The organism is Leisingera sp. ANG-DT (genome assembly GCF_000813785.1).
Taxonomy (GTDB): domain Bacteria; phylum Pseudomonadota; class Alphaproteobacteria; order Rhodobacterales; family Rhodobacteraceae; genus Leisingera.
Genome location: NZ_JWLE01000001.1, coordinates 619520 through 643454 on the forward strand (window position 1 = coordinate 619520; position 23935 = coordinate 643454).

23 protein-coding genes are annotated in these 23935 nt (G+C 63.3%); 11 read left to right on the forward strand and 12 right to left on the reverse strand.

Annotated elements, in window-relative coordinates; all coding sequences use genetic code 11:
* Positions 1–8 precede the first annotated feature (8 nt).
* Positions 9–1577: a divergent polysaccharide deacteylase family protein gene (locus RA21_RS03000; protein ID WP_039146018.1), complete on the reverse strand. Its 1569-nt coding sequence runs from the start codon at positions 1575–1577 to the stop codon at positions 9–11.
* A gap of 188 nt (positions 1578–1765) precedes the next feature.
* Here RA21_RS03000 and RA21_RS03005 point away from each other — a divergent pair, with 188 nt between their 5' ends.
* The 7 genes from RA21_RS03005 to lexA all read left to right on the forward strand — a co-directional run bounded on the left by RA21_RS03005 (position 1766) and on the right by lexA (position 7361).
* The gene (locus tag RA21_RS03005) at positions 1766–2347 is read left to right on the forward strand and encodes an anthranilate synthase component II (RefSeq protein WP_039146020.1); all 582 of its coding nucleotides are present in this window, start codon (positions 1766–1768) and stop codon (positions 2345–2347) included.
* Complete coding sequence (gene trpD / locus RA21_RS03010; protein WP_039146023.1) at positions 2344–3363, forward strand: anthranilate phosphoribosyltransferase; 1020 nt, start codon at positions 2344–2346, stop codon at positions 3361–3363. Before RA21_RS03005 ends, trpD begins: the two co-directional genes overlap by 4 nt.
* The gene (locus RA21_RS03015) at positions 3360–4031 is read left to right on the forward strand and encodes a uracil-DNA glycosylase (protein ID WP_039146025.1); all 672 of its coding nucleotides are present in this window, start codon (positions 3360–3362) and stop codon (positions 4029–4031) included. Before trpD ends, RA21_RS03015 begins: the two co-directional genes overlap by 4 nt.
* Positions 4032–4042: 11 nt before the next feature.
* Positions 4043–4855: an indole-3-glycerol phosphate synthase TrpC gene (trpC, locus tag RA21_RS03020; protein ID WP_019297779.1), complete on the forward strand. Its 813-nt coding sequence runs from the start codon at positions 4043–4045 to the stop codon at positions 4853–4855.
* Positions 4856–4865: 10 nt separating this feature from the next.
* On the forward strand, positions 4866–5336 hold the full coding sequence (gene moaC, locus RA21_RS03025; protein WP_019297778.1) for a cyclic pyranopterin monophosphate synthase MoaC: 471 nt from the start codon (positions 4866–4868) through the stop codon (positions 5334–5336).
* Complete coding sequence (locus tag RA21_RS03030) at positions 5337–6509, forward strand: molybdopterin molybdotransferase MoeA (RefSeq protein WP_039146027.1); 1173 nt, start codon at positions 5337–5339, stop codon at positions 6507–6509. It begins immediately after the preceding gene.
* A 144-nt stretch (positions 6510–6653) separates the two neighbouring features.
* The gene (gene lexA, locus RA21_RS03035; protein WP_019297776.1) at positions 6654–7361 is read left to right on the forward strand and encodes a transcriptional repressor LexA; all 708 of its coding nucleotides are present in this window, start codon (positions 6654–6656) and stop codon (positions 7359–7361) included.
* On the opposite strand, the gene RA21_RS03040 is transcribed toward lexA, so the two are convergent.
* The gene (locus RA21_RS03040) at positions 7355–9418 is read right to left on the reverse strand and encodes a ComEC/Rec2 family competence protein (protein ID WP_039146030.1); all 2064 of its coding nucleotides are present in this window, start codon (positions 9416–9418) and stop codon (positions 7355–7357) included. The genes lexA and RA21_RS03040 overlap by 7 nt on opposite strands.
* 79 nt (positions 9419–9497) lie before the next feature.
* Between RA21_RS03040 and gltX the strand changes: the two genes are divergently transcribed.
* From gltX to RA21_RS03060, 4 genes are all read left to right on the forward strand, one after another.
* A complete protein-coding gene (gene gltX / locus RA21_RS03045) occupies positions 9498–10898 on the forward strand; it encodes a glutamate--tRNA ligase (RefSeq protein WP_039146032.1) in 1401 nt (466 codons plus the stop codon).
* A gap of 127 nt (positions 10899–11025) precedes the next feature.
* Positions 11026–12321 carry a citrate synthase gene (locus RA21_RS03050; RefSeq protein WP_019297773.1) on the forward strand — a complete coding sequence of 432 codons (1296 nt, stop codon included), beginning with the start codon at positions 11026–11028 and terminating at the stop codon, positions 12319–12321.
* A gap of 295 nt (positions 12322–12616) precedes the next feature.
* On the forward strand, positions 12617–13417 hold the full coding sequence (locus tag RA21_RS03055) for a calcium-binding protein (protein WP_039146035.1): 801 nt from the start codon (positions 12617–12619) through the stop codon (positions 13415–13417).
* Positions 13418–13723: 306 nt separating this feature from the next.
* On the forward strand, positions 13724–14803 hold the full coding sequence (locus tag RA21_RS03060; protein WP_039146036.1) for a calcium-binding protein: 1080 nt from the start codon (positions 13724–13726) through the stop codon (positions 14801–14803).
* A gap of 59 nt (positions 14804–14862) precedes the next feature.
* Here RA21_RS03060 and RA21_RS03065 read toward each other — a convergent pair whose 3' ends face one another.
* From RA21_RS03065 to RA21_RS03110, 10 genes are all read right to left on the reverse strand, one after another.
* A complete protein-coding gene (locus RA21_RS03065) occupies positions 14863–15639 on the reverse strand; it encodes an enoyl-CoA hydratase-related protein (RefSeq protein ID WP_039146039.1) in 777 nt (258 codons plus the stop codon).
* Positions 15640–15749: 110 nt separating this feature from the next.
* Positions 15750–16223 (reverse strand): cytochrome c-type biogenesis protein, encoded by a 474-nt coding sequence (locus tag RA21_RS03070; protein ID WP_039146041.1) that lies wholly within the window; start codon positions 16221–16223, stop codon positions 15750–15752.
* Between the two features lie 5 nt (positions 16224–16228).
* Positions 16229–18193, reverse strand: coding sequence for a heme lyase CcmF/NrfE family subunit (locus RA21_RS03075; protein ID WP_039146044.1), 1965 nt, complete (start codon positions 18191–18193; stop codon positions 16229–16231).
* Positions 18194–18303: 110 nt separating this feature from the next.
* Positions 18304–18879, reverse strand: a complete 576-nt coding sequence (locus tag RA21_RS03080; protein ID WP_039146047.1) for a holin family protein — start codon at positions 18877–18879, stop codon at positions 18304–18306.
* Positions 18870–19481, reverse strand: coding sequence for a holin-associated N-acetylmuramidase (locus tag RA21_RS03085; protein WP_039146049.1), 612 nt, complete (start codon positions 19479–19481; stop codon positions 18870–18872). The genes RA21_RS03080 and RA21_RS03085 overlap by 10 nt, the downstream gene beginning before the upstream one ends.
* Before the next feature lie 197 nt (positions 19482–19678).
* Positions 19679–20122, reverse strand: coding sequence for a cytochrome c maturation protein CcmE (ccmE, locus tag RA21_RS03090; RefSeq protein ID WP_019297766.1), 444 nt, complete (start codon positions 20120–20122; stop codon positions 19679–19681).
* A 40-nt stretch (positions 20123–20162) separates the two neighbouring features.
* Positions 20163–21191, reverse strand: a complete 1029-nt coding sequence (gene argC / locus RA21_RS03095) for an N-acetyl-gamma-glutamyl-phosphate reductase (RefSeq protein WP_039146052.1) — start codon at positions 21189–21191, stop codon at positions 20163–20165.
* 114 nt (positions 21192–21305) lie between these two features.
* Positions 21306–22115, reverse strand: coding sequence for a glutamate racemase (gene murI / locus RA21_RS03100; RefSeq protein ID WP_039146054.1), 810 nt, complete (start codon positions 22113–22115; stop codon positions 21306–21308).
* A gap of 9 nt (positions 22116–22124) precedes the next feature.
* Positions 22125–23003: a lysophospholipid acyltransferase family protein gene (locus RA21_RS03105; RefSeq protein ID WP_039146056.1), complete on the reverse strand. Its 879-nt coding sequence runs from the start codon at positions 23001–23003 to the stop codon at positions 22125–22127.
* A gap of 118 nt (positions 23004–23121) precedes the next feature.
* Complete coding sequence (locus RA21_RS03110; protein WP_039146057.1) at positions 23122–23715, reverse strand: dimethylsulfonioproprionate lyase family protein; 594 nt, start codon at positions 23713–23715, stop codon at positions 23122–23124.
* Positions 23716–23935: the final 220 nt, after the last annotated feature.

The window sequence follows — 23935 nt, forward strand, 5'->3', positions numbered from 1 at the left end:
GGTAGAACTCACTTGCCGGGCAGCAGCGACTCAAGGCTGGCCGAGACCGGCGCAAGTGCCACCCGCTCCGCCCGGTCCTGCAGCCCCCACAACAGCAAAGCTGAGATCGTATCCGGGCGCAGACGGCCCAGCATGATGACTGCACCTTCCTGCCCGGCCCGGAACGCCGCCTGATCCAGGAACCGCCGGATTGCCCGCGGATCCTGACCCGCGCCGTCAAAGTCGCGGAACACCACCCCGGCCGGCACGCCATCGCGCAGTGCCAGTTTCTGCACGGTATTGAGACCGCTGTCCTGGGTCAGCAGCCCATAGCCGGCAGCGGCGGCATATGCCGCCACCTGATCCGCCAGCGCCCGGTTGCCCTGCACGCCGGTCTCCACCCCTTCCAGGATTGCCATGGCCTCGGGCAGCTTGCTCCTCCAGACCTCAAATGCCGTTTCCGCGTCCTGCGGCGAGGCTTCGCGCGGCAGGTCGGCCAGCATCAGAACTTCAAACCCGGCAGCCCGGCGCGCCGCCATTTTCCCGGCGGCCTCCGGGTCTTCGGGATCAATGGCAAAGCTCAGGGGATAGGGGAACTCCGCCAGCGCCTCCGATCCGACAGCGCCCGCATCGTCAATCAGCACGATCGACATCAGGGGCCGGTCCTCGGGATTGAAGAACGGTTCGGAATTGGCCGAAAAGGGGGTGGCGTCTGGTCCGCCTGCAGCAGAAACTGCTTCCTGCTCGTCCCGCTCAGTAAGCGGCACAACCGGTGTTCCGATGCTCGGTGTCAGCGAAGCAGGTTCTGCGGCTTCTGCGGCAGCTTCCGGCTCATTTGCGCCGGGTTCAGCCGCACCGCTGCCGTTCTCTGATGCGTCTGGCACAGCAGGGGCTGCGCTGATAACCGGCAATGTGGTCGCCTGCGGAGCGGAACCGATATCCGGGGTCTGAACGGTACGGGTATCCGGTGCTCCAACTGTCTTGGGCGCCGTTTCAGGTTCCTGGGCCCCAATCGTCGCAGTTACCACCGTTTCACCGTTGCCTTCCGGTTCCGGCGCAGGCTCCGTCGCGGCCACAACCGCGCTTTCGCTGCGCGGTGCTTCAGGCACCGCAGGCAGCACAGCCTGCGGCTGGGGTACAGACGCAGTGTCCGCCGTGACCGGTGCTTCGGCCAATGCCAGGCTTTCCGAGCCTTCTGCGGAGGTGGACAGCCCAACTGCTGGTTTCTGCGCCGGCGCGGTATCAGCACCCGCAAGGGCGCTCAGATCATCCTGTTCAGTCCCGCTGATGGGCACTTCTGGCTGGACTTCTGCCAGGTCTGCGTCCCGTCCTTGGCCATTGCCGGGAACGTCTGCTTCGCCGCTTCCGCCATTGGGCATCTGCGGCGCATCGCCGGGGTCATGCGAAACCGCTTCAAGTTCCGTTGAACCTGTATTTTCCGCTGGTTCAGATGTGCCGCCTGCGGTCTCTTCGGCGGGCTCTGGCGCTTGTTCCGGCTTGGCCGCCATCTGCGGCAAAGGCACTGACAATGACAGCATCGCCAGCCCGCCAGCCGCCAGTAATGCCCCGACACTCACGCCGCCCAGAAATCCACGCATGCCTGTTTTGCCTCTCAATCTTTCTGAGGTGCTGCGCCGTATCAGCCTGCCTGCGCGATCCTTGTGCCGGTTCGCCCCTGCATTCGCCTTTCCTGCCCTTGACGCTGCCCCGTATCCCTGAACAAGTATGTTGCAACCACTATACTGCGGCGCGCACCCCGCCCGCCACCCTTAAAAGAGCCCGCAAGATGCTGCTGCTGATCGATAACTACGATTCCTTCACCTACAACCTCGTCCATTACCTCGGCGAGCTTGGCGCCGAAATGGAAGTGCACCGCAACGACGCCATCAACGTGCAGGAAGCGATGGCGATGAAGCCCGCAGGCATTCTGCTGTCGCCCGGCCCGTGCGACCCGGATCAGGCCGGCATTTGCCTCGCCCTGACAGAAGCCGCGGCGGAGACCAAGACGCCCCTGATGGGTGTCTGCCTTGGCCACCAGACCATCGGCCAGGCCTTTGGCGGTAATGTCGTGCGCTGCCACGAGATCGTGCACGGCAAGATGGGCATGATGCACCACAAGGACACCGGCGTTTTCAAGGGCTTACCGACACCTTTTGAGGCAACCCGCTACCACTCCCTGGTGGTGGAGCGCGAAAGCCTGCCTGATTGCCTGGAAATCACCGCTGAACTGGAAGACGGCACCATCATGGGCCTTCAGCACAAGGAGCTGCCGATTCACGGCGTCCAGTTCCACCCGGAATCAATTGCCTCCGAACACGGCCATGCGCTGCTGAAAAACTTCCTCGACGTGATGCAGGTGCCGGCATGAGCGACCAGCTGAAGCCGCTGATCGGTGCAGCCGCCGAGCGTTCCCTGAGCCGCGAAGAAGCCGAGAAGGCCTTCACCCTGCTGTTTGAGGGCGAGGCGACGCCCAGCCAGATCGGCGGCCTGCTGATGGCGATGCGCACCCGCGGTGAAAGCGTTGATGAATACGCTGCTGCCGCCGCCGTGATGCGCGCCAAGTGCAACCCGGTTAAGGCGCCTGCAGGCGCCATGGACATCGTCGGCACCGGCGGCGACGGCAAAAATACCCTAAACATCTCCACCGCAACTGCCTTTGTCGCAGCGGGCGCCGGTGTTGTGGTTGCCAAGCATGGCAACCGCAACCTCAGCTCGAAATCCGGCACTGCCGACATGCAGTCCCAGATGGGCATCAACGTGATGGTCGGCCCGGAAGTGGTTGAAAAGGCAATTAATGAGGCCGGGATCGGGTTCATGATGGCACCGATGCACCATCCGGCAGTCGCGCATGTGATGCCAACCCGCCAGGAGCTTGGCACCCGCACCATCTTCAACATCCTCGGCCCGCTCACCAACCCGGCAGGCGTCAAACGGCAGCTGACCGGCGCCTTCAGCCGCGAGATGATCCGCCCGATGGCGGAAACCCTCAAGGCGCTTGGCTCAGATCGCGCTTGGCTGGTCCACGGCTCCGACGGCACCGATGAGCTGACCATCACCGGCGTCAGCTGGGTCTCCGCGCTGGAGGAGGACGGCAGCATCCGTGACGTGGAGCTGCACCCCGAAGACGCGGGCCTGCCGGTGCATTCTTTTGACAAGATTATCGGCGGCACGCCGGAGGAAAACGCCATGGCCTTCCGTGTGCTCCTCCAGGGCACGCCCTCGGCCTACCGCGACGCGGTGCTGCTGAACGCCGCCGCCGCACTGGTCGTCGCAGGCAAGGCCGCAGACCTCAAAGAAGGCGCTGCGCTGGCCGCCGAGTCGATCGACAGCGGCGCCGCCAAGGCCAAGGTCGAGGCGCTGGCCCGGATTACCTCAGCCGCATGACCGGTCTGCCCGCAGGGCTGGGCGCCTGGTCCAGCCTGCCGTTCTTTCAGGATCAATGGCCGGGCATTGCCGCCGCGATCGCAGCGGACGCCCGGGACATTCTGCCGCCCGCGCACCAGCAGTTTGCGGCGCTGGAACTGACCCAGCCGCAGGACACCCGCGTGGTGATCCTGGGCCAGGACCCCTATCCCACACCCGGCCACGCTCACGGACTGGCCTTCTCGGCAGAACCGCATGTGCGCCCCCTTCCCCGCTCTTTGTCCAATATTTACAAGGAGCTGCAGGAGGACCTTGGCGTCACCCGCCCCAACGCGGACCTGCGCCCATGGGCGCAACAGGGTGTGCTTTTGCTGAACACCGCTCTCTCGGTCCCAGCGGGTGAAGCGAACGGCCACAAGCATCTCGGCTGGCACCACCTGGTTCACCAGGTACTGGAGCAGACCTCGGAAACCCCGACGGCCTACATTCTCTGGGGAAATGCGGCGCAAAAGCTTGAAAAACATATCAAACCGGGCGATCACCTGATCCTGAAAACCGCCCATCCCTCGCCCCTGTCGGCGCGGCGCGGTTTCTTCGGGTCCCGGCCCTTTTCAAAAGTGAACAATTGGCTTACCGCCCGCGGCGAGGATGCCATAGACTGGAACGCAGGAACGGAGGCCCAGGCATGAGTGGAACTGGAATGACCGAAAACGTGCTCGACAAGATCAAGGCCTACAAGCTCGAGGAAGTGGCCGCGGACAAGGCCGCCAAACCGCTTGAGGCGGTCGAGGCCGAGGCGAAGAATGCCTCCCCGGTGCGCGGTTTCGCCAAAAGCCTGATGCAAGCTAACCGCTCCGGCTACGGCCTGATTGCCGAGATCAAGAAGGCGAGTCCTTCCAAGGGCCTGATCCGCCCCGATTTTGAACCTGCGGAACTCGCCAAGGCTTATGAAGACGGCGGCGCCACCTGCCTGTCGGTGCTGACGGACACTCCCAGTTTCCAGGGCGCCAAGGAGTTCCTTACCCAGGCCCGCACCGCCTGCTCCCTGCCCGCATTGCGCAAGGATTTCATGTACGACACCTATCAGGTCGCCGAAGCCCGCGCGCTGGGGGCTGACTGCATCCTGATCATCCTTGCCTCGGTTTCCGACGCCCAGGCGCAGGAGTTGGAGGAAAGTGCCTTTGAGTGGGGCATGGATGTGCTCTTGGAAGTGCATGACGCGGAAGAACTGGAACGTGCCTGCAACCTGAAATCACCGCTGATGGGCATCAACAACCGCAACCTCAAAACCTTTGAGACCACGCTGGACACCACCCGCACGCTGTCCCGCATGGTGCCTGCCGATCGCACCATCGTCTGCGAAAGCGGGTTGTTCACCCCTGCGGACCTCAGCGATATGGCCCGCTACGGCGCCCGCACCTTCCTGATCGGCGAGAGCCTGATGCGGCAGGATGATGTGGCCGGCGCCACCCGTGCGCTGCTCGCCAACCCGCTGATGCCGGGCATGATGTAAGGAGAGCCTCATGAGCCTCACCCATTTCGACACCAAGGGCGACGCCCATATGGTCGACGTCTCGGACAAGGCAGTGACCTCGCGCATCGCCACCGCCGAGGGCCACATCACCATGGCGCAGGAAACCTTTGATATCATTGCCGAAGGCCGCGCCAAAAAGGGTGACGTGCTGTCGGTGGCGCGCCTGGCCGGTATCATGGGGGCCAAGAAGACGCCCGATCTGATCCCGCTCTGCCACCCGCTGCCGGTGACCAAGGTCGCGGTGGAACTGACGCTGGACCCGGACCTGCCCGGCGTGCGGGTCGAGGCCACTGTCAAAACCACCGGCCAGACCGGGGTCGAGATGGAAGCGCTCACCGCCGTCTCCACTGCCGCGCTCACGGTCTATGACATGGCCAAGGCCGTGGACAAGGCAATGCAGATCGGTGGAATCCGCGTGACTCTGAAAGATGGCGGAAAATCAGGCCGGTACGAGGCGTAAATGATACCTGTCAGCGAAGCCCGTGCGCATCTTCTGGCGCTTGTCAGCCAGCTGGAAACCGAGGAAGTTCCGCTGGACCAGGCCGCAGGCCGGGTGCTTGCCCGCGATCTCCAGGCCCGCCGCGACCAGCCGCCGTTCTCCGCCTCCGCCATGGATGGCTACGCAGTAAACGCCGCCGAAGTTGAGCTGCACGCCATGTTCAAGGTGATCGGCGAGGCCGCAGCCGGCCACGCTTTCGCTGGCCGTGTGGGCGCAGGCCAGGCGGTGCGGATCTTCACCGGTGCCCCGGTACCGGAAGGCGCAAGTTTCGTTGTGATACAAGAGGATGTGACCCGCAGCGGCGACCTCATCACCATCACCGATGAACCCGGCAGCAACCACAATATCCGCCCCCGCGGCGGTGATTTCACCGATGGCCAGACCGTCAGCGCGCCGCGGCTGCTGACGCCTGCAGACATTGCCCTGCTGGCCGCGATGAACATCCCCGCGGTCCCCGTCACACGCCGCCCGGAGGTTGCGCTGATCTCCACCGGCGACGAACTGGTGATGCCCGGGGATGCGCCCGGACCGGATCAGATCATCGCCTCCAACACCTTCGGCCTCAAGGCGATGCTCGAGGAACTGGGCGCCCGCGCCCGCATCCTGCCGATCGCCCGAGACACCGAAAGCTCCCTGCGCACCGCGTTTGAACTGGCAGAGGGCGCCGACCTGGTTGTCACCATCGGCGGCGCCTCGGTCGGTGATCACGATCTGGTCGGCAAGGTGGCGCAGGACCTCGGGATGGAGCGCAGCTTCTACAAGGTCGTCATGCGCCCCGGCAAACCGCTTATGGCTGGCCGCATGGGCAGTGCCGCGATGGTCGGCCTGCCGGGCAACCCGGTTTCGGCCATGGTTTGCGGCCATGTCTTCCTGGCGCCAATGATCCGCGCCATGCTGGGATTGCCTTCTGAAGCCCCGCAACTGCAGGACGCAACCCTTGCAGAGCCGCTCGGCGAGAACGGCCCGCGGGAGCATTACATGCGGGCAAAGGTCGAAAACGGCCAGCTGACCGCCTTTGAAAATCAGGACAGCTCTCTCCTCACCATTCTGGCAGAGGCCAATGCCCTCCTGGTGCGTGCCCCAGATGACAGCGCCCGTGCGGTAGGCGAAGCGGTGCAATACCTCCCCGTCTGACCCCGCTTCTTCTTTGCACAAATACTCAAACCGGTGGCGGCAGCCTCCGGGCCTGCCGCTGCCATTCTTCAGATACAGCCATGTTGACACAAAACGTGAACATGCGTAGAACAAAAGAAAACCTGAGGCACGGAGGGAGCGGCGATGCTCACAAAGAAGCAACTTCAACTGCTGGAATTCATTCACAAACGCCTGCAGCGCGACGGCGTGCCCCCCAGTTTTGACGAAATGAAGACGGAACTGGATCTCAGGTCGAAATCGGGCATCCACCGGCTGATCACGGCGCTGGAGGAACGCGGCTTCATCCGCCGCCTGCCTCACCGTGCGCGTGCCATCGAAATCATCCGCCTGCCAGAAAGCCTTGGCGGCACTGGCGAACCGCAGGGGTTTGCCCCCAAGGTGATTGACGGCGGTCAGGCCAAAACCACCGCTCCTGCCCGCGCTTCGGCGGACCCGCTGCGCCAAGCGGCGGTTGAACTGCCGGTGATGGGCCGCATCGCTGCCGGCGTGCCGATTGAGGCAATCAGCCAGGTCTCGCATCAGGTCGCAGTGCCAGGGGGCATGATTGCCACAGGCGGCCAGCACTACGCGCTGGAAGTGAAGGGCGATTCCATGATTGAGGCCGGTATCAACGATGGCGACATCGTGGTGATCCGCGAAAGCGCTGCCGCCGACAACGGCGACATCGTGGTGGCGCTGGTCGAAGGCCAGGAGGCAACGCTGAAACGCTACTATCGCGAGGGGTCGATGATCGCGCTGGAAGCCGCCAACCCGGCCTATGAGACCCGCCGCTATCCCGAAGACATGGTTCAGGTGCAGGGTCGCCTGGTCGGCCTGATCCGCACCTACTGACCTCCAGCTCCACTCAGCAGCTGCCGAAGGCGGCGGATTTCCCGCCCCTCCGGCTGCCAGCCGGTCCAGGGCCGCTCGCCTGCAGCCTCCCGCGCTGTCAGGATCTCACCTTCGCGTGTCATGGCAATACTGCCGGTCTGCCGCATCACCTCCGGTGTTAGCAGCAGGCAATTGCCGTCGTCCGGCACAGTGGAAATGATTATGTCCCTTTCGTTGCAGCCGCTTACAGCCGCCAGCTTATGCTTTCCCGGCGCGTGCAGCAGACGGTAGCCCGCGCCCTGCCAAACCGGAATCCGGTCCAGCCCTTCCTCCCAGCGGGCAGCGGCAACAGGCTGAGGTGCCGGATCGCCGTCGTTCTCCAGCCAGATCCCGGCGGTGAACGCCTGCCCCTTGGCGCGCGACAGCGCACGGCCATCCGCTTCCATTACCCCGATCAGCCCGCCGGAGTCGGCAATCAGGATGTCGGGACGCCCGGATGAGGTCCAGAGAGCAAAAGCTGCTGCGGCTGGCAGCAGACCTGCCAGCCGCAACCGCCCCTGCCAGGCCACCGCAAAGACGAACCCTCCAGCAAGCAGAGGCAGCACCCAGGGCACCGGCGCCGCCACATGCGACACTGCACCGTCAAAGCCGGATACGGTACTGGCCACCATCAGGATCCAGTCCAAGCCCCATTGCATCACTGTCAGTCCGATCCACTCCAGCCCCAGCGGCGCCAGGCACAGCGCCAGCACCGCAGCGGGGATCACAATCGTGCCCATCACCGGCACCGACAGAAGGTTTGCCAGCAGGCCGTAATGCGGAATGGTGTTGAAATGCGCCGCCGCAAAGGGGGCCGTTGCCGCCCCGGCCACCGCGGAGGAGACAACCAGCGCCAAGACAGGCCGCAGCCAGCGCGGCCCCAGCGGCACCTGCCCGTCCCGCAGCGCGGCAAACACGGCCACCAGCGCTGCGGTGGCGGCAAAGCTCATCTGGAAACCAGGGCTCAGCAGGCTTTCCGGCCGCCTCAGCAACACGATCACCGCCGCCACCGCGACCGCGCGCAGGGTGATCGCCCGGCGGTTCAAGAGCACCGCGCCGAACATCACCGCCACCATGACAAAGGCGCGCTCTGTCGCGACATTGCCGCCCGACAGTAGCAGATACCCGGCCCCCGCGGACAGCGCAGCAACTGCGGCCAGTTTCTTGACCGGCCAGCGCAACGCAACCCATGGTACCAGGCACATCAGAGTTCGAAGCGCGGCGAAAACAAACCCGGTCAGCAAACCCATATGCAGGCCTGAAATTGCCAGCAGATGCGCCAAGTTGCTCTGCCGCAGCGCGGTCAGTGTTTCCTCACCCACGCCGCTGCGGTCGCCGGCTGTCACAGCCGCGGCAAACCCGCCGGCCTCGCCCGGCAGCTGTTTTTGCAAATACTGCGCCAGCGATCTGCGCAGCTGCTCAACTGGTTTGTCTTCACCGGGGGCTTCGGCCAGCAGCACCGGCACGCGGGTATATCCCAGCCCGCCCAGCTGTTTGAACCATGCATGGCGGCGGAAGTCGAAACCGCCCGGTTCCGTCGGCCCCTGCGGCGGCAAGAGATGCGCGGTGGTCATCACCCGCGCGCCGGGCGGCGGTATTTCCGCTTGCCCCTTCAGTGAAACCCTGACCTGCGCGGGTGTATCCTCCGGCGCAGCCAGATCCAGCCGCACCTGATCCAGCGTAAGCCGCAGCGCATCGGTGGGAGAGCGGTCGACAGTCACCACCCGACCCTCAACCGGTCCGTAATAGCGGAAGTCCAGTACCGGAGCGGCCACCAGATGGGTGCGTGCAAACGCCAGGCAAATCCCCGCCGCCAGAAGCGCTGGAACCCAGCACAGAAAGGCCATAGGCCGCCGCAACAGCGCGCAAGCCCCCAGCAGCAGCGACGCACAGCCCAACGCGGTTATTGCCGCGGTGCCCGGTTCGGTTTTCAGGCTGAAATAGGCTCCGATCCCGGCACCCAGAAACACCGGCACCCAGGGAAACAGGTTGCCGCGCTGGCCTTGCAGAACGTCGCTGACTGCAGTTCCAAGCCCCATGCTTGCCCCCCGCCTTCTGGCCCGGTAGACAGGCGGAAACTCTACGCCTCACATGGTTTCCAAAAGGTAAATCCTGCACATGACCCAACCGGTTGTCACCCGCTTCGCGCCCTCTCCCACCGGCTATCTGCACATCGGCGGCGCCCGCACCGCGCTGTTCAACTGGCTCTATGCCCGCGGCCGTGGCGGTAAGTTCCTGCTGCGGATCGAGGATACCGACCGCGAACGCTCCACGCCGGAGGCCACCGCGGCCATCCTCCAGGGCATGGAATGGCTGGGATTGGACCATGACGGCGAGGTGATCAGCCAGTTTGAACGCGCGGACCGCCACGCCGAAGTGGCGAAACAGCTGCTGGCCGAAGGCAAGGCGTATAAGTGCTTTGCCACCCAGGAAGAAATCGCCGCCTTCCGCGATCAGGCCAAGGCTGAGGGCAAATCGACGCTCTATCGCTCTCCCTGGCGCGACGCGGACGCGTCCAGCCACCCGGACGCGCCTTATGTGATCCGCATCAAGGCGCCGCAGGACGGCGCCACCGTGATCCAGGATGAGGTGCAGGGCGACGTTACCATCCGCAACGACCAGCTGGATGACATGATTCTGCTGCGCTCCGACGGCACCCCGGTCTATATGCTGGCGGTGGTGGTCGACGACCACGACATGGGCGTGACCCATGTGATCCGCGGCGACGACCACCTGAACAACGCCGCCCGCCAGATGATGATCTATCAGGCGATGGGCTGGGACGTGCCGGTCTGGGCGCATATCCCGCTGATCCATGGTGCCGATGGCAAAAAGCTCTCCAAACGCCACGGTGCGCTCGGCGCGCAGGAATATCAGGCAATGGGCTATCCGGCGGCCGGCATGCGCAACTACCTGGCTCGTCTCGGCTGGTCCCACGGCGATGACGAGTTTTTTACGGACGCGCAGGCCAAAGAGTGGTTTAATCTCGGCGGCATCGGCAAAAGCCCGGCCCGGTTCGACACCAAGAAGCTGGAGAATCTCTGCGGCCAGCACATTGCCATCGGCGATGATGCCGCACTGCGGCAGGAAATCTGCGCCTATTTGGCGGCTGCCGGGGAACCCGCCCTGACTGACGCGCAGTCACAAGGTCTCGAGCGTGCGATGTATTGCCTCAAGGACCGCGCGCGCACCTTCCCTGAACTGCTTGAAAAAGCGCATTTTATCCTTGCTTCACGGCCTCTTGACCGGGACGCGAAGGCAGAAAAGGCTCTGACTTCTGTATCCGATGGTATACTGGGAGAATTGACGCCGCAGTTGCAAAATGCTAGCTGGGTCCGTGACGATCTGGAGGCGCTTCTGAACGGATTTGCAGAAGCCCATGATACCAAGTTCGGCAAACTGGCAGGCCCCTTGCGGGCGGTGCTGGCCGGCCGGGCGGTAACGCCTTCGGTGTTCGACATGATGCTGATTCTAGGCCGCGAGGAAACCCTCGCCCGGCTCAAGGACGCAACAGGCTGACTGCGGTCTTAACACCCGGGAAAGCCTGTTTTGATACGACAACCCCTGCGCGAAACCGCGCAGGCGCTGCCCGCATGAATGCACCCGGACCGGGCGGTATTCGTGCCTGCAACAGGAAGGGACATTTATGACCGACACACAGAAATCAGCCACGCTCACGCTGGATGGCGAAAGCTTTGAGCTGCCCATTTTCTCGCCGACGGCCGGGCCCGATGTTGTCGACATCCGCAAGCTCTACGCGCAGGCAGGTGTGTTCACCTACGACCCGGGCTTCACTTCCACCGCCAGCTGCGACAGCACCATCACCTATATTGATGGCGACAAAGGCGAGCTGCTGCACCGCGGCTACCCGATCGACCAGCTGGCGTCCAAATCGCATTACCTCGAGGTCTGCTACCTGCTGCTCTACGGTGAACTGCCGACCGCAGCCCAGCTCGAGGATTTCGAGACCCGTGTGACCCGTCACACCATGGTGCATGAGCAGATGCACAACTTCTTCCGCGGCTTCCGCCGCGATGCGCACCCGATGGCAACTCTGGTGGGTGTTGTCGGCGCAATGTCGGCCTTCTATCACGACTCGCTGGATGTGACCGATCCCTGGCAGCGCGAAGTTGCCGCCGTGCGCCTGATCGCCAAGCTGCCGACCATCGCCGCAATGGCCTACAAGTATTCGATCGGCCAGCCGTTTGTGTATCCGCGCAACGATCTGGATTACGCGGCCAACTTCCTGCACATGTGCTTCTCTGTTCCGGCCGAGGAATACCATGTGAACCCGATCCTCAGCCGGGCGATGGACCGTATCCTGACCCTGCACGCAGATCACGAGCAGAACGCCTCCACCTCCACCGTTCGCCTGGCGTCTTCCTCCGGGGCGAACCCGTTCGCCTGCATCGCAGCCGGCATCGCCTGCCTCTGGGGGCCGGCCCACGGCGGCGCCAACCAGGCCTGCCTGGAGATGCTCAAGGAAATCGGCACCGTCGACCGCATTCCGGAATACATCGCCCGCGCCAAGGACAAGAACGACCCGTTCCGCCTGATGGGCTTTGGCCACCGCGTCTACAAGAACACCGACCCGCGCGCGACCGTGCTGAAACAGTCCGCCGATGAAGTGCTGGAGCTCCTGGGCGTCGATGACAACCCGCTCTTGCAGGTCGCCAAGGAGCTGGAGCAGACCGCGCTCAACGACCCCTACTTCATCGAAAAGAAGCTGTTCCCGAACGTCGACTTCTACTCCGGCATCATCCTGGAGGCGATGGGCTTCCCGACTTCGATGTTCACTCCGATCTTCGCGCTGTCGCGCACCGTCGGCTGGATCTCGCAGTGGAAGGAAATGATCGCCGATCCGCAGAACAAGATCGGCCGCCCGCGCCAGCTGTATCTGGGCGAAACCCTGCGCGACTACGTCGACATCGAACAGCGCTGAGCGCCGGTTCAAAACATTTCAAACGCCCCGCTGACTGCGGGGCGTTTTCTTTTGTGCTCACTCCGCACACGGCCGCCCCGAACGCTGCGGGACAGACCGCGGAAAGGGTGGCGATCCGGGACAATAACCGGTTTCCAGCCAGACTGTTTCTTCTGAAAATTCAATATTTAAGAGTATTTGACTAAACTCACACAACCTCATATCGAACTGAGGAGTTTATTCAATTCTGGCAGAGCGCCTCCCCGCGCGCGGTACTGCAGAACGCCGTCTGCCAGCTGACTACGGGATTGATGACATGGAATTTTTGATCTTGCTCGGCATCGGCCTCACCATCGGCGGTGTGGCGATTGCGCTGGATGACGACGATGATGAGGTGCAGGCCTCCTCCAGTGAACCGACTGATGGGGATGACAGGCTGTCAGGCTCCACCGGCGACGACCTTATCCTGGCAGGCGAAGGCGATGACGCCGTGCTGGGCAACGAAGGCGATGATCGGCTTTTTGGCGCTGAAGGTGTGGACATTCTGCTCGGCGGCGAAGGCGATGATTTCATGCGGGGCGGTGATGCTGCCGACCTGCTGATTGACGGCGATGGCTCCGATACGCTCATGGGGGACGCCGGAGACGACGTTATCATTGCCAGCGGCTTCTTGAATGACGAGGCAACGTCCGACCTGCTAGCCAACCCTCCTGCAGGCATCACTGAATCAGAAATTCTGGAACTTCTGGAAATTGATTTCTCACAGGACACTGACACCGCTGGGGACGAGGTCTCTGGCGGAGCCGGCGACGACATCATCTATTTTGGCAGTGATGATACCGTTACAGGCGGAGGTGACGGCGACACATTCGTAACCGGCCATTGGATTGAAGGAAACGGCGGCGCAGTAATCACCGACTTCAATCCGGACGAAGACCAGATCGTCTATGGCTACGACCAGAACGAGGGTTTCCCGTCCTTGACCTTTGAAACCCGCGAAGCGGAAGACGGCAGCATGGATGCGGTGCTGCTTCACAACGGAAACGAAATCCTGACCGTTATAGGACAGGGCAATTCATTCAGCCTGTTCCAGAATATCAGCTTCGAAGCGATCTGAAAAAGGGCAGCGGATTCCGATCCGCTGCCCCTTGGCATTTCAGTCAATTGACTGCCTCAGCGCCTCTCGAATTTTGCGGGCCGTTTTATGCCGCAGAGGAATCGGCTGCCGGTTAGGTAATACACTCACTGCGCTCTTACTCCCGGGTAGTTGTCCACATTTTCCGATTTCCGAACAACCAGGTCTTTCAATGATGATTGTCCTGAATTTGCCTGCCAAACAAGTTCACGAACCGCAAACCTAGCGTTGTCCGGCCTGTGGATATCGGCAATTTTAGACAAAGAGTTCTTAAGATGGGGGGCTGCGATGATTTGGCTCGTGGCATTAGGGGCAACGATTGCTGTGGGCAGCATCATTGCCGGATCAGATGATGATGATGCTGTCTTCGGCACCGAAGACGGGGATGAGACCGGCGGTATGGATGCCGGCGGAACAGACAGTGGCGATCTAGGAATACCTGGTGTTGATGACGAGCCTGACACCGGAACGGATGGCGGCGATGCTGGCTCCACTGGTGACAGGGACGGCAACAGTCCGGAAGGAGACGGAGACAGCGCAGGTTCCACAGGGGATGATGCTATTGTCTACTTCGAAGGCGAAGACGATGCCTTTGACGGAACCGAAGGCAACGACACAGCCTATGGCGGTTACGGCAATGATGCTCTGAATGGCCAAAGCGGTGCTGACGGGCTGGACGGGGAGGACGGTGACGATACGCTCTCCGGTGGTGCAGGTAACGATGTGCTGCAAGGCGGTTACGGAAATGATTCCCTGTCGGGCGGCGCGGGTAACGATTTCCTGCAATCGGAATCCAATGACGATATCCTGCAGGGAGGCCGAGGCGATGATGGGCTTCATGGCGGAAATGGCGCCGACACGCTGACAGGCGGCGATGGCAACGACCTGCTGAATGGCGCTTCGCTGGAAATTCCTGATCAATTGCTTGAGGACTGGCTCGCGGACTTTGAGGCCGGGCAGGAACCAAACAGCTTTGGCGGAAACGGTGATGCTATTGTCGATGACTTCATCGGCGACAGCTTGGACGGCGGCAGCGGTCAGGACACACTAATCGGCAGCGCCTTTGACACGCTGACCGGCGGTGAGGATGCTGATGTGTTCGTGACCGGCGACTGGAACACCAGTTTCTTCACGTCACTGGTGACCGATTTCAACACTGCCGAGGACATGATCGTCTACCGCTATGACGAAACCGGCAGCGAACCGGTCATGACGATGGAGACCGTGGCCAATGACGACGGCACCATGGATGTCCGGATCCTTGCTGATGGTCTAGCAGTCATGGACCTGCAGGACGTTGCATCAGATTTTGATCTGGCAACCCATGTGACGCTTGTTGCAGCGCCAATGGCTGCTCCGCCGGCCTGACAACGAAAATCCGCCGCGCTGCTTTGGCAGGGCGGCGGTCGATAACAGGCTTCGCCGACTCAGCGTCCCTCGAATTTCGCGGGGCGCTTTTCCATGAAGGCGGTGACCCCTTCCAGGAAATCCCGCGTCTTGCCGCACTGCCCCTGAAGATGCGCTTCCTCCGACAGCTGCTCTGCCAGGGTGCGGGTATAGCTGTCACGCAGGGCGGTTTTGGTTGCCGCCAGCGCCTTGGTCGGGCCTTCGGCCAGATAGGCCGCCCGCGCGCGCCAGTGGGCGTCGAATTCCGCGTCCGGCACGGCTTCCCAGATCATGCCCCAGTCGCTCGCCTGCTGCGCGCTGATGCGGTCGGCAAACAGCGCCGCACCCGTCGCCTTGGCCAGGCCGATCTGGCGCGGCAGGAACCAGGTGCCGCCGGCATCGGGGATCAGTCCGATCTTGGTAAAGGCCTGCATGAAGAACGCGCTTTCGCAGGCGATCACCACATCCGCCGCCAGCGCCAGGTTGGCCCCTGCCCCGGCTGCGGCGCCATTGACTGCGGCAATCACCGGCACCGGGCAATCATAGATCGCCTGCAGCATCGGCAGATACTCATCCCGCAGGGTGCGTTCCAGGTCCAGCTTGCCCTGGCTGCCGGCATCGCTCAGGTCCTGACCAGAGCAGAAGGCATCGCCCGCGCCCGTCAGCACCACTGCCCGTGCCTCAGCTGCGGCCAGCCGCATCGCATGGGTAATCTCCGACCGCATCCGGCTGGTCAGCGCGTTCTTGCGCGCTTCCCGGTTCAGCGTGATCACCGCCAGCCCGTCCTGCAGCGTAAACAGGATTTCTTTGTATTCCATCGGATTGCCCTATCTAACAAAAACCTTGGGCCGCGCGATCTGTCCGCCTGCGCAGCCGGTTGGCAGGTATGGTGACGCAAAGCGCGCGGGCCGGAAAGCCAGACCCGGCGTCAATCCTCCAGGATTTTCTTGAGCCGTTCCTGCTCTTCGGCGCTCAGGGATTGCTCTGCCGCCTTTGGCGTGCGCGCCCGGCCCCGGACATAGAAGATCCCGATCACCAGCGCTGCCAGCAGCATCAATGGACCCGCAGCCCAAAGCAGGAGGTTGGCGCCCTGCGCCGTGGGATTCAGCAGCACATACTCGCCATAGCGGTCGACGATGAAATCCATCGCCTCCCGGTCGCTGTCCCCCGCCACCAGCCGCTCGCGCAGCAGCACGCGCAAATCACGGGCCAGTTCGGCGTTGGAGTCATCGATGCTTTCATTGCGGCAAACCAGGCAGCGCAGATCTTCGGACAGCTCGCGGGCCCGGGCCTCCAGCGCCGGGTCCTCCAGCACCTCATCCGGCTCCACCGCCAGCACCGGGGCCGGAACGAAGACTGCAACAGCCACCAGCGCCGCCAGGGCAAGGATCAGGAAACGCATCTGTTTCATTCCGCTGGCACTCCCGCCGATGGTGTCTTGCGCGCGCCGGCGGCCACCCGGAACCGCCGGTCGCTGAGGCTGAGGAGCCCGCCAAGCGACATCAGGATGCAGCCTACCCAGATCCAGTTGGCAAAGGGCTTGATGTAGGTCCGCATGGTCCAGCTGCCGTCCGCCTGCTGGTCGCCCAGCACCACATAGAGGTCACGGGTCACGCGATAGTCGATGGCTGCTTCGGTGGTGGGCATCTTGGCAACCGGGTAGTCGCGTTTTTCCGGGAACATGACCGCCTCGGGGCGGCCGTTGCGGGTGACTTCGACGCGGCCCTTGGTGGTGAAATAGTTCGGCCCCTGCTCGCGGCTGACATCCGTCAGCTTCAGGGTGAAGGCCCCGACATCAAACGGCTCTCCCAGCTGGGCAACACGGATGTCTTCCTGCTCCCAGGCTGTCAGGCCCGCGATGGCAAAGATGGTGATACCCAGTCCGCCATGGGCCACCGCCTTGCCCCAGTCCGCCCGCGGCAGCCGCAGCATCCGGCCAAGGCGGTTCGCCTTGCCGCTGCGCAGCCACAGGTCGGCCAGCGCGCCAAAGACCATCCAGGAGCCAAGGAACAGCCCCACCGGCCCCAGCGCGGATTTTCCGGTCTGCATCGCCCAGGCCAGCGCGCCCAGCGACACCGCCAGCACAAACACATAGCGCAGCTGCCAGGCCACCTTACCGATCCGCCCGCGCTTCCACGGCAGCATGGCGCCAATCGGCATGATCAGCCCCAGCACCACCATGAACGGCGTGAAGGCGGAATTGAAGAACGGCGGGCCGACGCTCAACTTGCGGGCAAAGACCATCTCCGCGATGATCGGCCAGACGGTGCCGAAGAACACCACAAAGCAGCTGACGGCCAGCAGGATGTTGTTGGCCACCAGTGCGGTTTCGCGGCTGACCATGCCAAACAGCCCCTTGGCCTCCATCGCCTGGGCGCGGGCGGCAAACAGCGTCAGCGCGCCGCCGGTGAAGAAGGCCAGGATGAACAGGATGAACACGCCGCGCTCCGGGTCGTTGGCGAAGGCGTGCACGCTGGTAATGATGCCGGAGCGCACAATGAAGGTGCCGATCAGCGAGAAGCCGAACGCCAGGATCGCCAGCAGGATGGTCCAGCTCTTCAGCGCCTCGCGCTTCTCAACCACGATGGCGGAGTGCAGCAGAGCGGCGGCCAGCAGCCAGGGCATGAAGGATGCGTTTTCAACCGGGTCCCAGAACCAGAAACCGCCCCAGCCAAGCTCGTAGTAGGCCCACCAGGACCCCAGCGCGATGCCGATGGTCAGGAACACCCAGGCCGCCAGCGTCCAGGGCCGCACCCAGCGGCCCCACGCGGCATCAATCCGGCCTTCGATCAAAGCGGCCACGGCAAAGGAGAACGCCATGCTGAGGCCCACATAGCCGAGGTAGAGGAATGGCGGGTGGAAGGCGAGGCCCGGGTCCTGCAGCAGCGGGTTCAGGTCCTGGCCGTCGAACGGCGGCACCGTCAGCCGCAGGAACGGGTTGGAGGTGAACAGGATGAAGGCAAAGAAGGCCACGCCAATCGCGGCCTGAACCGACAGCACGCGGGCTTTCAAGGTGGGCGGCAGCCCGCCGCCAAAGACGGAGGCCATGGCGCCGAACAGGCTGACAATCAGCACCCACAACAGCATCGAACCCTCGTGGTTGCCCCAGGTGCCGGAGATTTTATAGAGCATCGGCTTGGCCGAATGGCTGTTCAGCGTCACCAGCTTCAGCGAGAAGTCCGAGGTGATGAAGGCCCACATCAGCGCGCCGAAAGAGAACGCGGTGAACAGGAACTGCGCCTGTGCTGCGGGCTCTGCCACAGCCATCCAGCCGGGCCAGCGTTTATGGGCGCCGATCAAGGGGATAACGGCCTGCACGATGGCAATCATGAAGGCGAGAATTAGGGCGAAATGTCCGAGTTCTGTGATCATGTGCCGGTCTGTCCATGCATGGTCTTCAGGGATGGGTTTCCTATACGCCTGTCTGCCGGGAGGGCCAATGGCAAACGCCGCGCCACGCCGCCGCAGAAGGCAAATTGTGATCAGCCGCGGCTGGTTTTCCAAGCTCTCAGGGCTGGGTTGACCTCTAATTCGGTGGCATCCAGCCGGGCAGCGGCATCGGTGCCGGTCGATGCTGCCGCGGGTGAGTCTGCCCTGAGGCGTTCCAGCACGGCGATGTTGCCGGCCACCTGTGGCACCCGCGCCATGCTGGCGGCCAGTCCCTGCTGGAATTCCTGGCTTTTCATCTGATGGCGCGCGCCGAAGTAGAAGGAGACGATGACGCCCAAAAGCCACCACAGCGGCTCCGGCACCAGCGCCAATCCTTGCATACGGGCGGCAAACCAAACCGGATCACTGAGCGCGGAAATCATCAGCGCCAGGGTTCCCAGCGCCAGTAATGGCCGGGGCAGCCGGTTGACACCGTCCATGAACCGGTCGAACCGGCTTTTGCCGCCGTACTGGAATTCGGCGGCCAGCTGGCCGAGTGCCGCGGACTGCATCTGATGCGCCCGCGCCGCACCGGCCTCGGCATTCTCGCGGAACACCTCAGCAGTTTCGCGCAACACATTGCGCCGGCTTCCGAAAATCAGCCCCAGAACATCCGTGATCAGCCCCATTCTGCTGTCCTCCGCTGAAATGCCTGCCGGCTCATGTGGTACTGGGCTGAGATGAACTCCTCCGCCCGTTTGATCCAGCCGCCCTTGGTGCCGTCGCGGGCGCGGGCGAATTTGCGGCTGGCCGCGCGGCGGTCAGCAAGGCGGAAGTAATAGTTGCGCCGGGCAATGCCGTAGGCGTCGCGCAGGGCATCCGCGTCGACCAGAGCCGCCTGCTCTGCCGCGGCGGCGGTCTGCGGGCCGATGACGCCGTCCACAACCACGCCAAATCCCATTTCGTTCAGCAGCCGCTGCAGAATGCGCACCGCATTGCTGCCTGCATTCACATACATGTCAAAGACAGTCGCCTGCAGGCCGGCTGGCAAGCTGGCGATGCGGGGCGCCTCGTAATAATGGCGGATGAAAATCTCCACCGCCTGCGCCCGGCTGAGCGCCTGCACATCCGCAACTCCCACCCGCCCGTCGCCGGTCAGGTCCAGCCCCAGCCGCCGCATCGTGCCGATGGTCACACCGTATTTGGTTGCGCCGCCCGGGTCAGCCGGGTCATTCACAAAGCCGCCTTCGCGCGCCACGATCTGTTCTGCAATCTCAGTCACTGTTTGCATGTCGCCTCACCATTCTTCGGTTTGGGTCATACTGCCGCACAGGGCCTAAGATCTCCTGACACCACCGTACGCAGGATACGCAACACCTGCCCAGGGCGCTGCCGCGCCGCGCATCGCGCGGCGCCCGGCCCAACGCAAAAACGCCCCCCGGAAGGGAGGCGTCTTTGGGGCGGGAGGTCTCCGTTCCGGAGCCGGGATCAGGTTTCGGGTTCCTGATAAACCCCTTGTTCCTTCAGCGCATCCATGACTTCCTTGGGCATATAGGTTTCGTCATGTTTCGCCAGTATTTCAGTGGCTTCGAACACGCCGTTCACGTAGCTGCCGGTGCCAACCATGCCCTGGTTCTCTTCAAAGAGGTCCGGCAGCACGCCGGTATAGGCGACGGGCACCGTAGCGCCGCCGTCGGTCACGTCAAAGCGCACGGTCATGCCCTGGCCGCGCTGCAAAGAGCCTTCGGCCACCAGCCCGCCGATGCGGAACACCTCGGAGGGTTTCGGCGGTTCCTCCGCCACCTGGCTGGGCGAACGGAAATAGTTGATCCCGTCCTGCAGGGCATAGCCGATCAAGGCGGTGGCTACGATCAGGGCCACCGCGGCAATGGCGATGACCTGGATACGGCGCTGTTTCTTCAGGTTCTTCATGGTGTCCTCAATTCAAGCCCAAGCCAGCGCCGCCCCCGGATCAGGGGAACAGCGGCGCCATCATCAGGCCTTCGGTCTCTTCCTCACCTAACATCAGGTTGGCGTTCTGCAAGGCCTGGCCACTGCTTCCTTTTGTCAGGTTATCCAGTGCTGCGATGACGATAGCGCGGCCTTCGATCCGGTCCTGCGCCACGCCGATATGGCAGAAGTTGGAGCCGCGCACGTGGTGGGTGCTCGGCGCCTCGCCAAAGGGCAGCAGTTCGATGAAGGGTTCATCGGCGTAAGCCTTGGCAAAGGTGTCATGGATCGCCTTCGCGTCACCCTTCACATAGACGGTCGCCAGGATGCCGCGGTTCACCGGCAGCAGATGCGGGGTGAACTGCACTTTGACCGGGCGGCCTGCGATCTTGCTGAACTCCTGGTCAAATTCGCCCAGGTGCCGGTGGGTGCCGCCGATGGCATAGGCGTTGTAGCCCTCGCTCAGCTCTGCGTGCAGCAGGTTTTCCTTGAGCGAGCGGCCAGCGCCGGAGACGGCGCATTTCAGGTCCAGGATGATCTCGTCCAGGTCGATGACGCCCGCGGCGATCAGCGGCCGCAGGGCGAACTGGCCGGTGGCGGCATTGCACCCCGTTCCGGCAACCAGCCGTGCGGATTTGATCTCTTCCCGGTAGAACTCGGTGAGGCCATAGACCGCCTCTTCCTGCTGCGCCAGCGCGGCGTGCGGGTTGCCGTACCACTTCTCATACTCCGCGGGGTCGCGTAGCCGGAAGTCTGCCGACAGGTCGACGATCTTCAGGTCCTTGGGCAGGCCTGCGATCACTTCCTGGCTGGTTTTATGCGGCAGCGCGCAGAAGCAGAGGTCGATGCCCGCAAAGTCGATCTCGTCGATCTTGCACAGCACCGGCAGCTCCATATGACGCAGGTGCGGGAACACTTCGGCCATGGTCATGCCGGCCTTGCGGTCAGCGGAGAGCGCCGCGATGTCGATGTTCGGGTGCTGGGCAATCAGCCGCACCAGTTCGGCGCCGGTGTAGCCGGAAGCGCCAAGGATAGCCACTTTATGGGTCATGTCAGACCTCGTCTTTCGATGTGATATGCCGGTTCCGCAGCCATCTGCGGAGAGAAATAGGGAAAACTGCGCCCGCGCACTTTGACCTGGAACAAGGTTCCAGGGCGTTTGCGGTCAGGCCGCCTGAAAGGAGATTTCCCGTCGGAGAAACTGGGTCGCGCGGTCGCTGACGCGCCCGGGGTTTCCGGTGGTATAGAACCCGCCCGCACCGTTGCCGTACATGTTCGGGTGGCGGGTCAGATAGTCCGACAGGCTGTCGGCCACCAAGTTGCCTTGGCTGAAGACCTTGACGTCCGGACCCAGTGCTTCCTGAAAAGTCTTCTCCATCAGCGGGTAATGGGTACAGCCAAGGATCGCAGCCTGCGGATGCGGCATCTTGCGTTTCAGCGCATCGACGTGGGAGCGCACCAGCGCCTCCGCCAGGATCATGTCGCCGTCCTCGATCGCATCGACAACACCGCCGCAGGCCTGGGCCTCGACATCCACACCAATGGCGCGGAAGGCCAGTTCCCGCTGAAAGGCGCGGCTGGCGACGGTGGCGGGTGTTGCGAACAGCGCGACGTGCTTCACCTCAACCTCGCGCGGGGGGGAATTGTCGCCCCACTGCCGCTCGGTCAACGCCTCAATCAGCGGCACAAAGACGCCCAGCACCCGCTTGCCCTGGGGCAGGCCGCCCTCCTGCATCCGGCGCAAGGCGGCGGCAGAGGCGGTGTTGCAGGCGAGGATCACCAGATCGCAGCCCTTGTCCCACATGTCGGCCACGGCGGCTTTGGTCAGCTGATAGACGTCCTCCGCATCGCGCACGCCATAGGGCGCGCGGGCGTTGTCGCCGTAATAGAGGAAATCCACATCCGGCAGGCGCTTTTGCGCCGCGTCCAGGACGGTCAGCCCGCCCAGGCCTGAATCAAAGATGCCTACAGCCATGTCGCCTTCTCACGCGCGGTGTTTCTCTTCGAACTCAAACCCGTACGCATAGGATTTGAGAGGTTCTGGAGAAAGCTCATACGTCGCTTTGCGCAAGAAATCCATAAGGGCTTTTGTATCACCTGCCAAAGGCGCCAGAACGTCGCGGCCAATTGGTTCACCGATCACCACACGGACAGGTGTGCCGACCCGCTTGCGGAACTCCTGGATCAACAGCCCCATGCGCAGGGTTGCGTGCAGATGGCTGGCGATCTGGAACAGGCGCGAGGTGTGGCCGTCAAAGTACACCGGAACCACCACCGCCTCCGACTTGGCGATCATCCGGGCCGTGAATCCGCGCCAGCCCGGGTCCATCGGATGGCCCATAGGACGCGCCGCGGTGGAGACGGTGCCGCCTGGGAAGATGCCGATGGCGCCGCCCTGCCCCAGATAGCTGAGCGCCTCCTTGCGGGTTTGCAGGTTGGTTTGCATTGCTTCCCGGGTCTCGGCAAAGTCCACCGGCAGGATCACCTTGTACAGATCCTCCGCCTTGCGGAAAACGTGATTGGCGAGAATGCGGAAATCGCCGCGGGTCTGGGCCAGGATATGCCCCATCATCAGCCCGTCGAGAATGCCGTAGGGGTGGTTGGCTATCAGGATCACCGGCTTGTCTTGCGGGATGTTCGCCAGCGCGCCGCCAGCGATATCCAGCGTCAGCCCGTAGCGTTCGGCCATGACGGTCCAGAAACTGCGCCCGGCGGCGACCTCCTGCTCATAGCCGGCAGCGCGGCGGATCAGGTTCAGCCGGCCTGTGGAGTTCTCCATCAGCCGGATGACCGCGCGGCCCGCGCGGGTAGACGCCGAATGGGCATAGGAAATGTCACGGGCGAAATGGCGCTGCGCCTGCATCTGGGTGGATCTCCGTTTGGTGATACCGGCCAGATAAGGCCGGCAGCGCTCTATGCAACAGGTCTGTGACAGGGATGTGACGCTTTGCAGTAAACCGCTGGCCGGGGCTGATACCGGGTCAGGCTGCGGCTTCCCGGTTGCTGCCCATCAGAGGCAGGCCCTCCAACCCGGCGCCGCGCCACAGCACATATGTCAGGATCGGCTCTGCGCCCGTGTTCATCGCATGCGGCTGCCAGCCGCTGTGCAGGCGTGTATCGCCAGCGCCCAGCCAGCTCTCGTTCTCTTCTGTCAGGAACTGCGCGCCGCCGCCCAGAACCACATACAGCTCCTCTGCCTCGTGGCTGTGCCAGTCGTAATTCAGCCCGGCGCCCCAATAGGCGATATAGCCGCGCAGCTGGGTGCTGCGGAAATGGCCGGTTGGTCCGAACAGCTCGAAATAGCCGTAGTTCTGCAGGAAATGCGCGCCGACTTCTTCCTCGGTGTAGGTCTGGGTCCAATGCGCTTGGGAGGCCGAGGTGCGCAGAGCATTGATCAGCGGCTGGGTCGCGGCAGTGCCAGGCTGCTCGAACCCGGCCACCTGATCCAGCGCGGGCATTGCTGCGGGCGCAAGCGCGGCCGGCTGCAAATCACCGGGCCAAGGCGCAAAATCGCGCAGAGCAGGCAGTTGGCTGTGCAGTTCGCGGGCGGCCTGCAAGGCCTGAGAGAGGGACATCGGGCGGCTCCTTTCCGGTGCAGCAGAAACATGCAATCCGGGCCGAGCCTAGCTGCGGCGCGTCAAGCCGCGCGCTGCATTTGCAGGAAAATTGACCAAAAGCGACCGCCGCAGCAAAAATTTTCAAGCGGATTGGTCCCAGAAGGCGGAACGGCAAACGCCGCGCATCAGCGCGGCGCCGGGCCCAACTGTCTTGGGCCTTTCTTCGAAAGGATCAAGG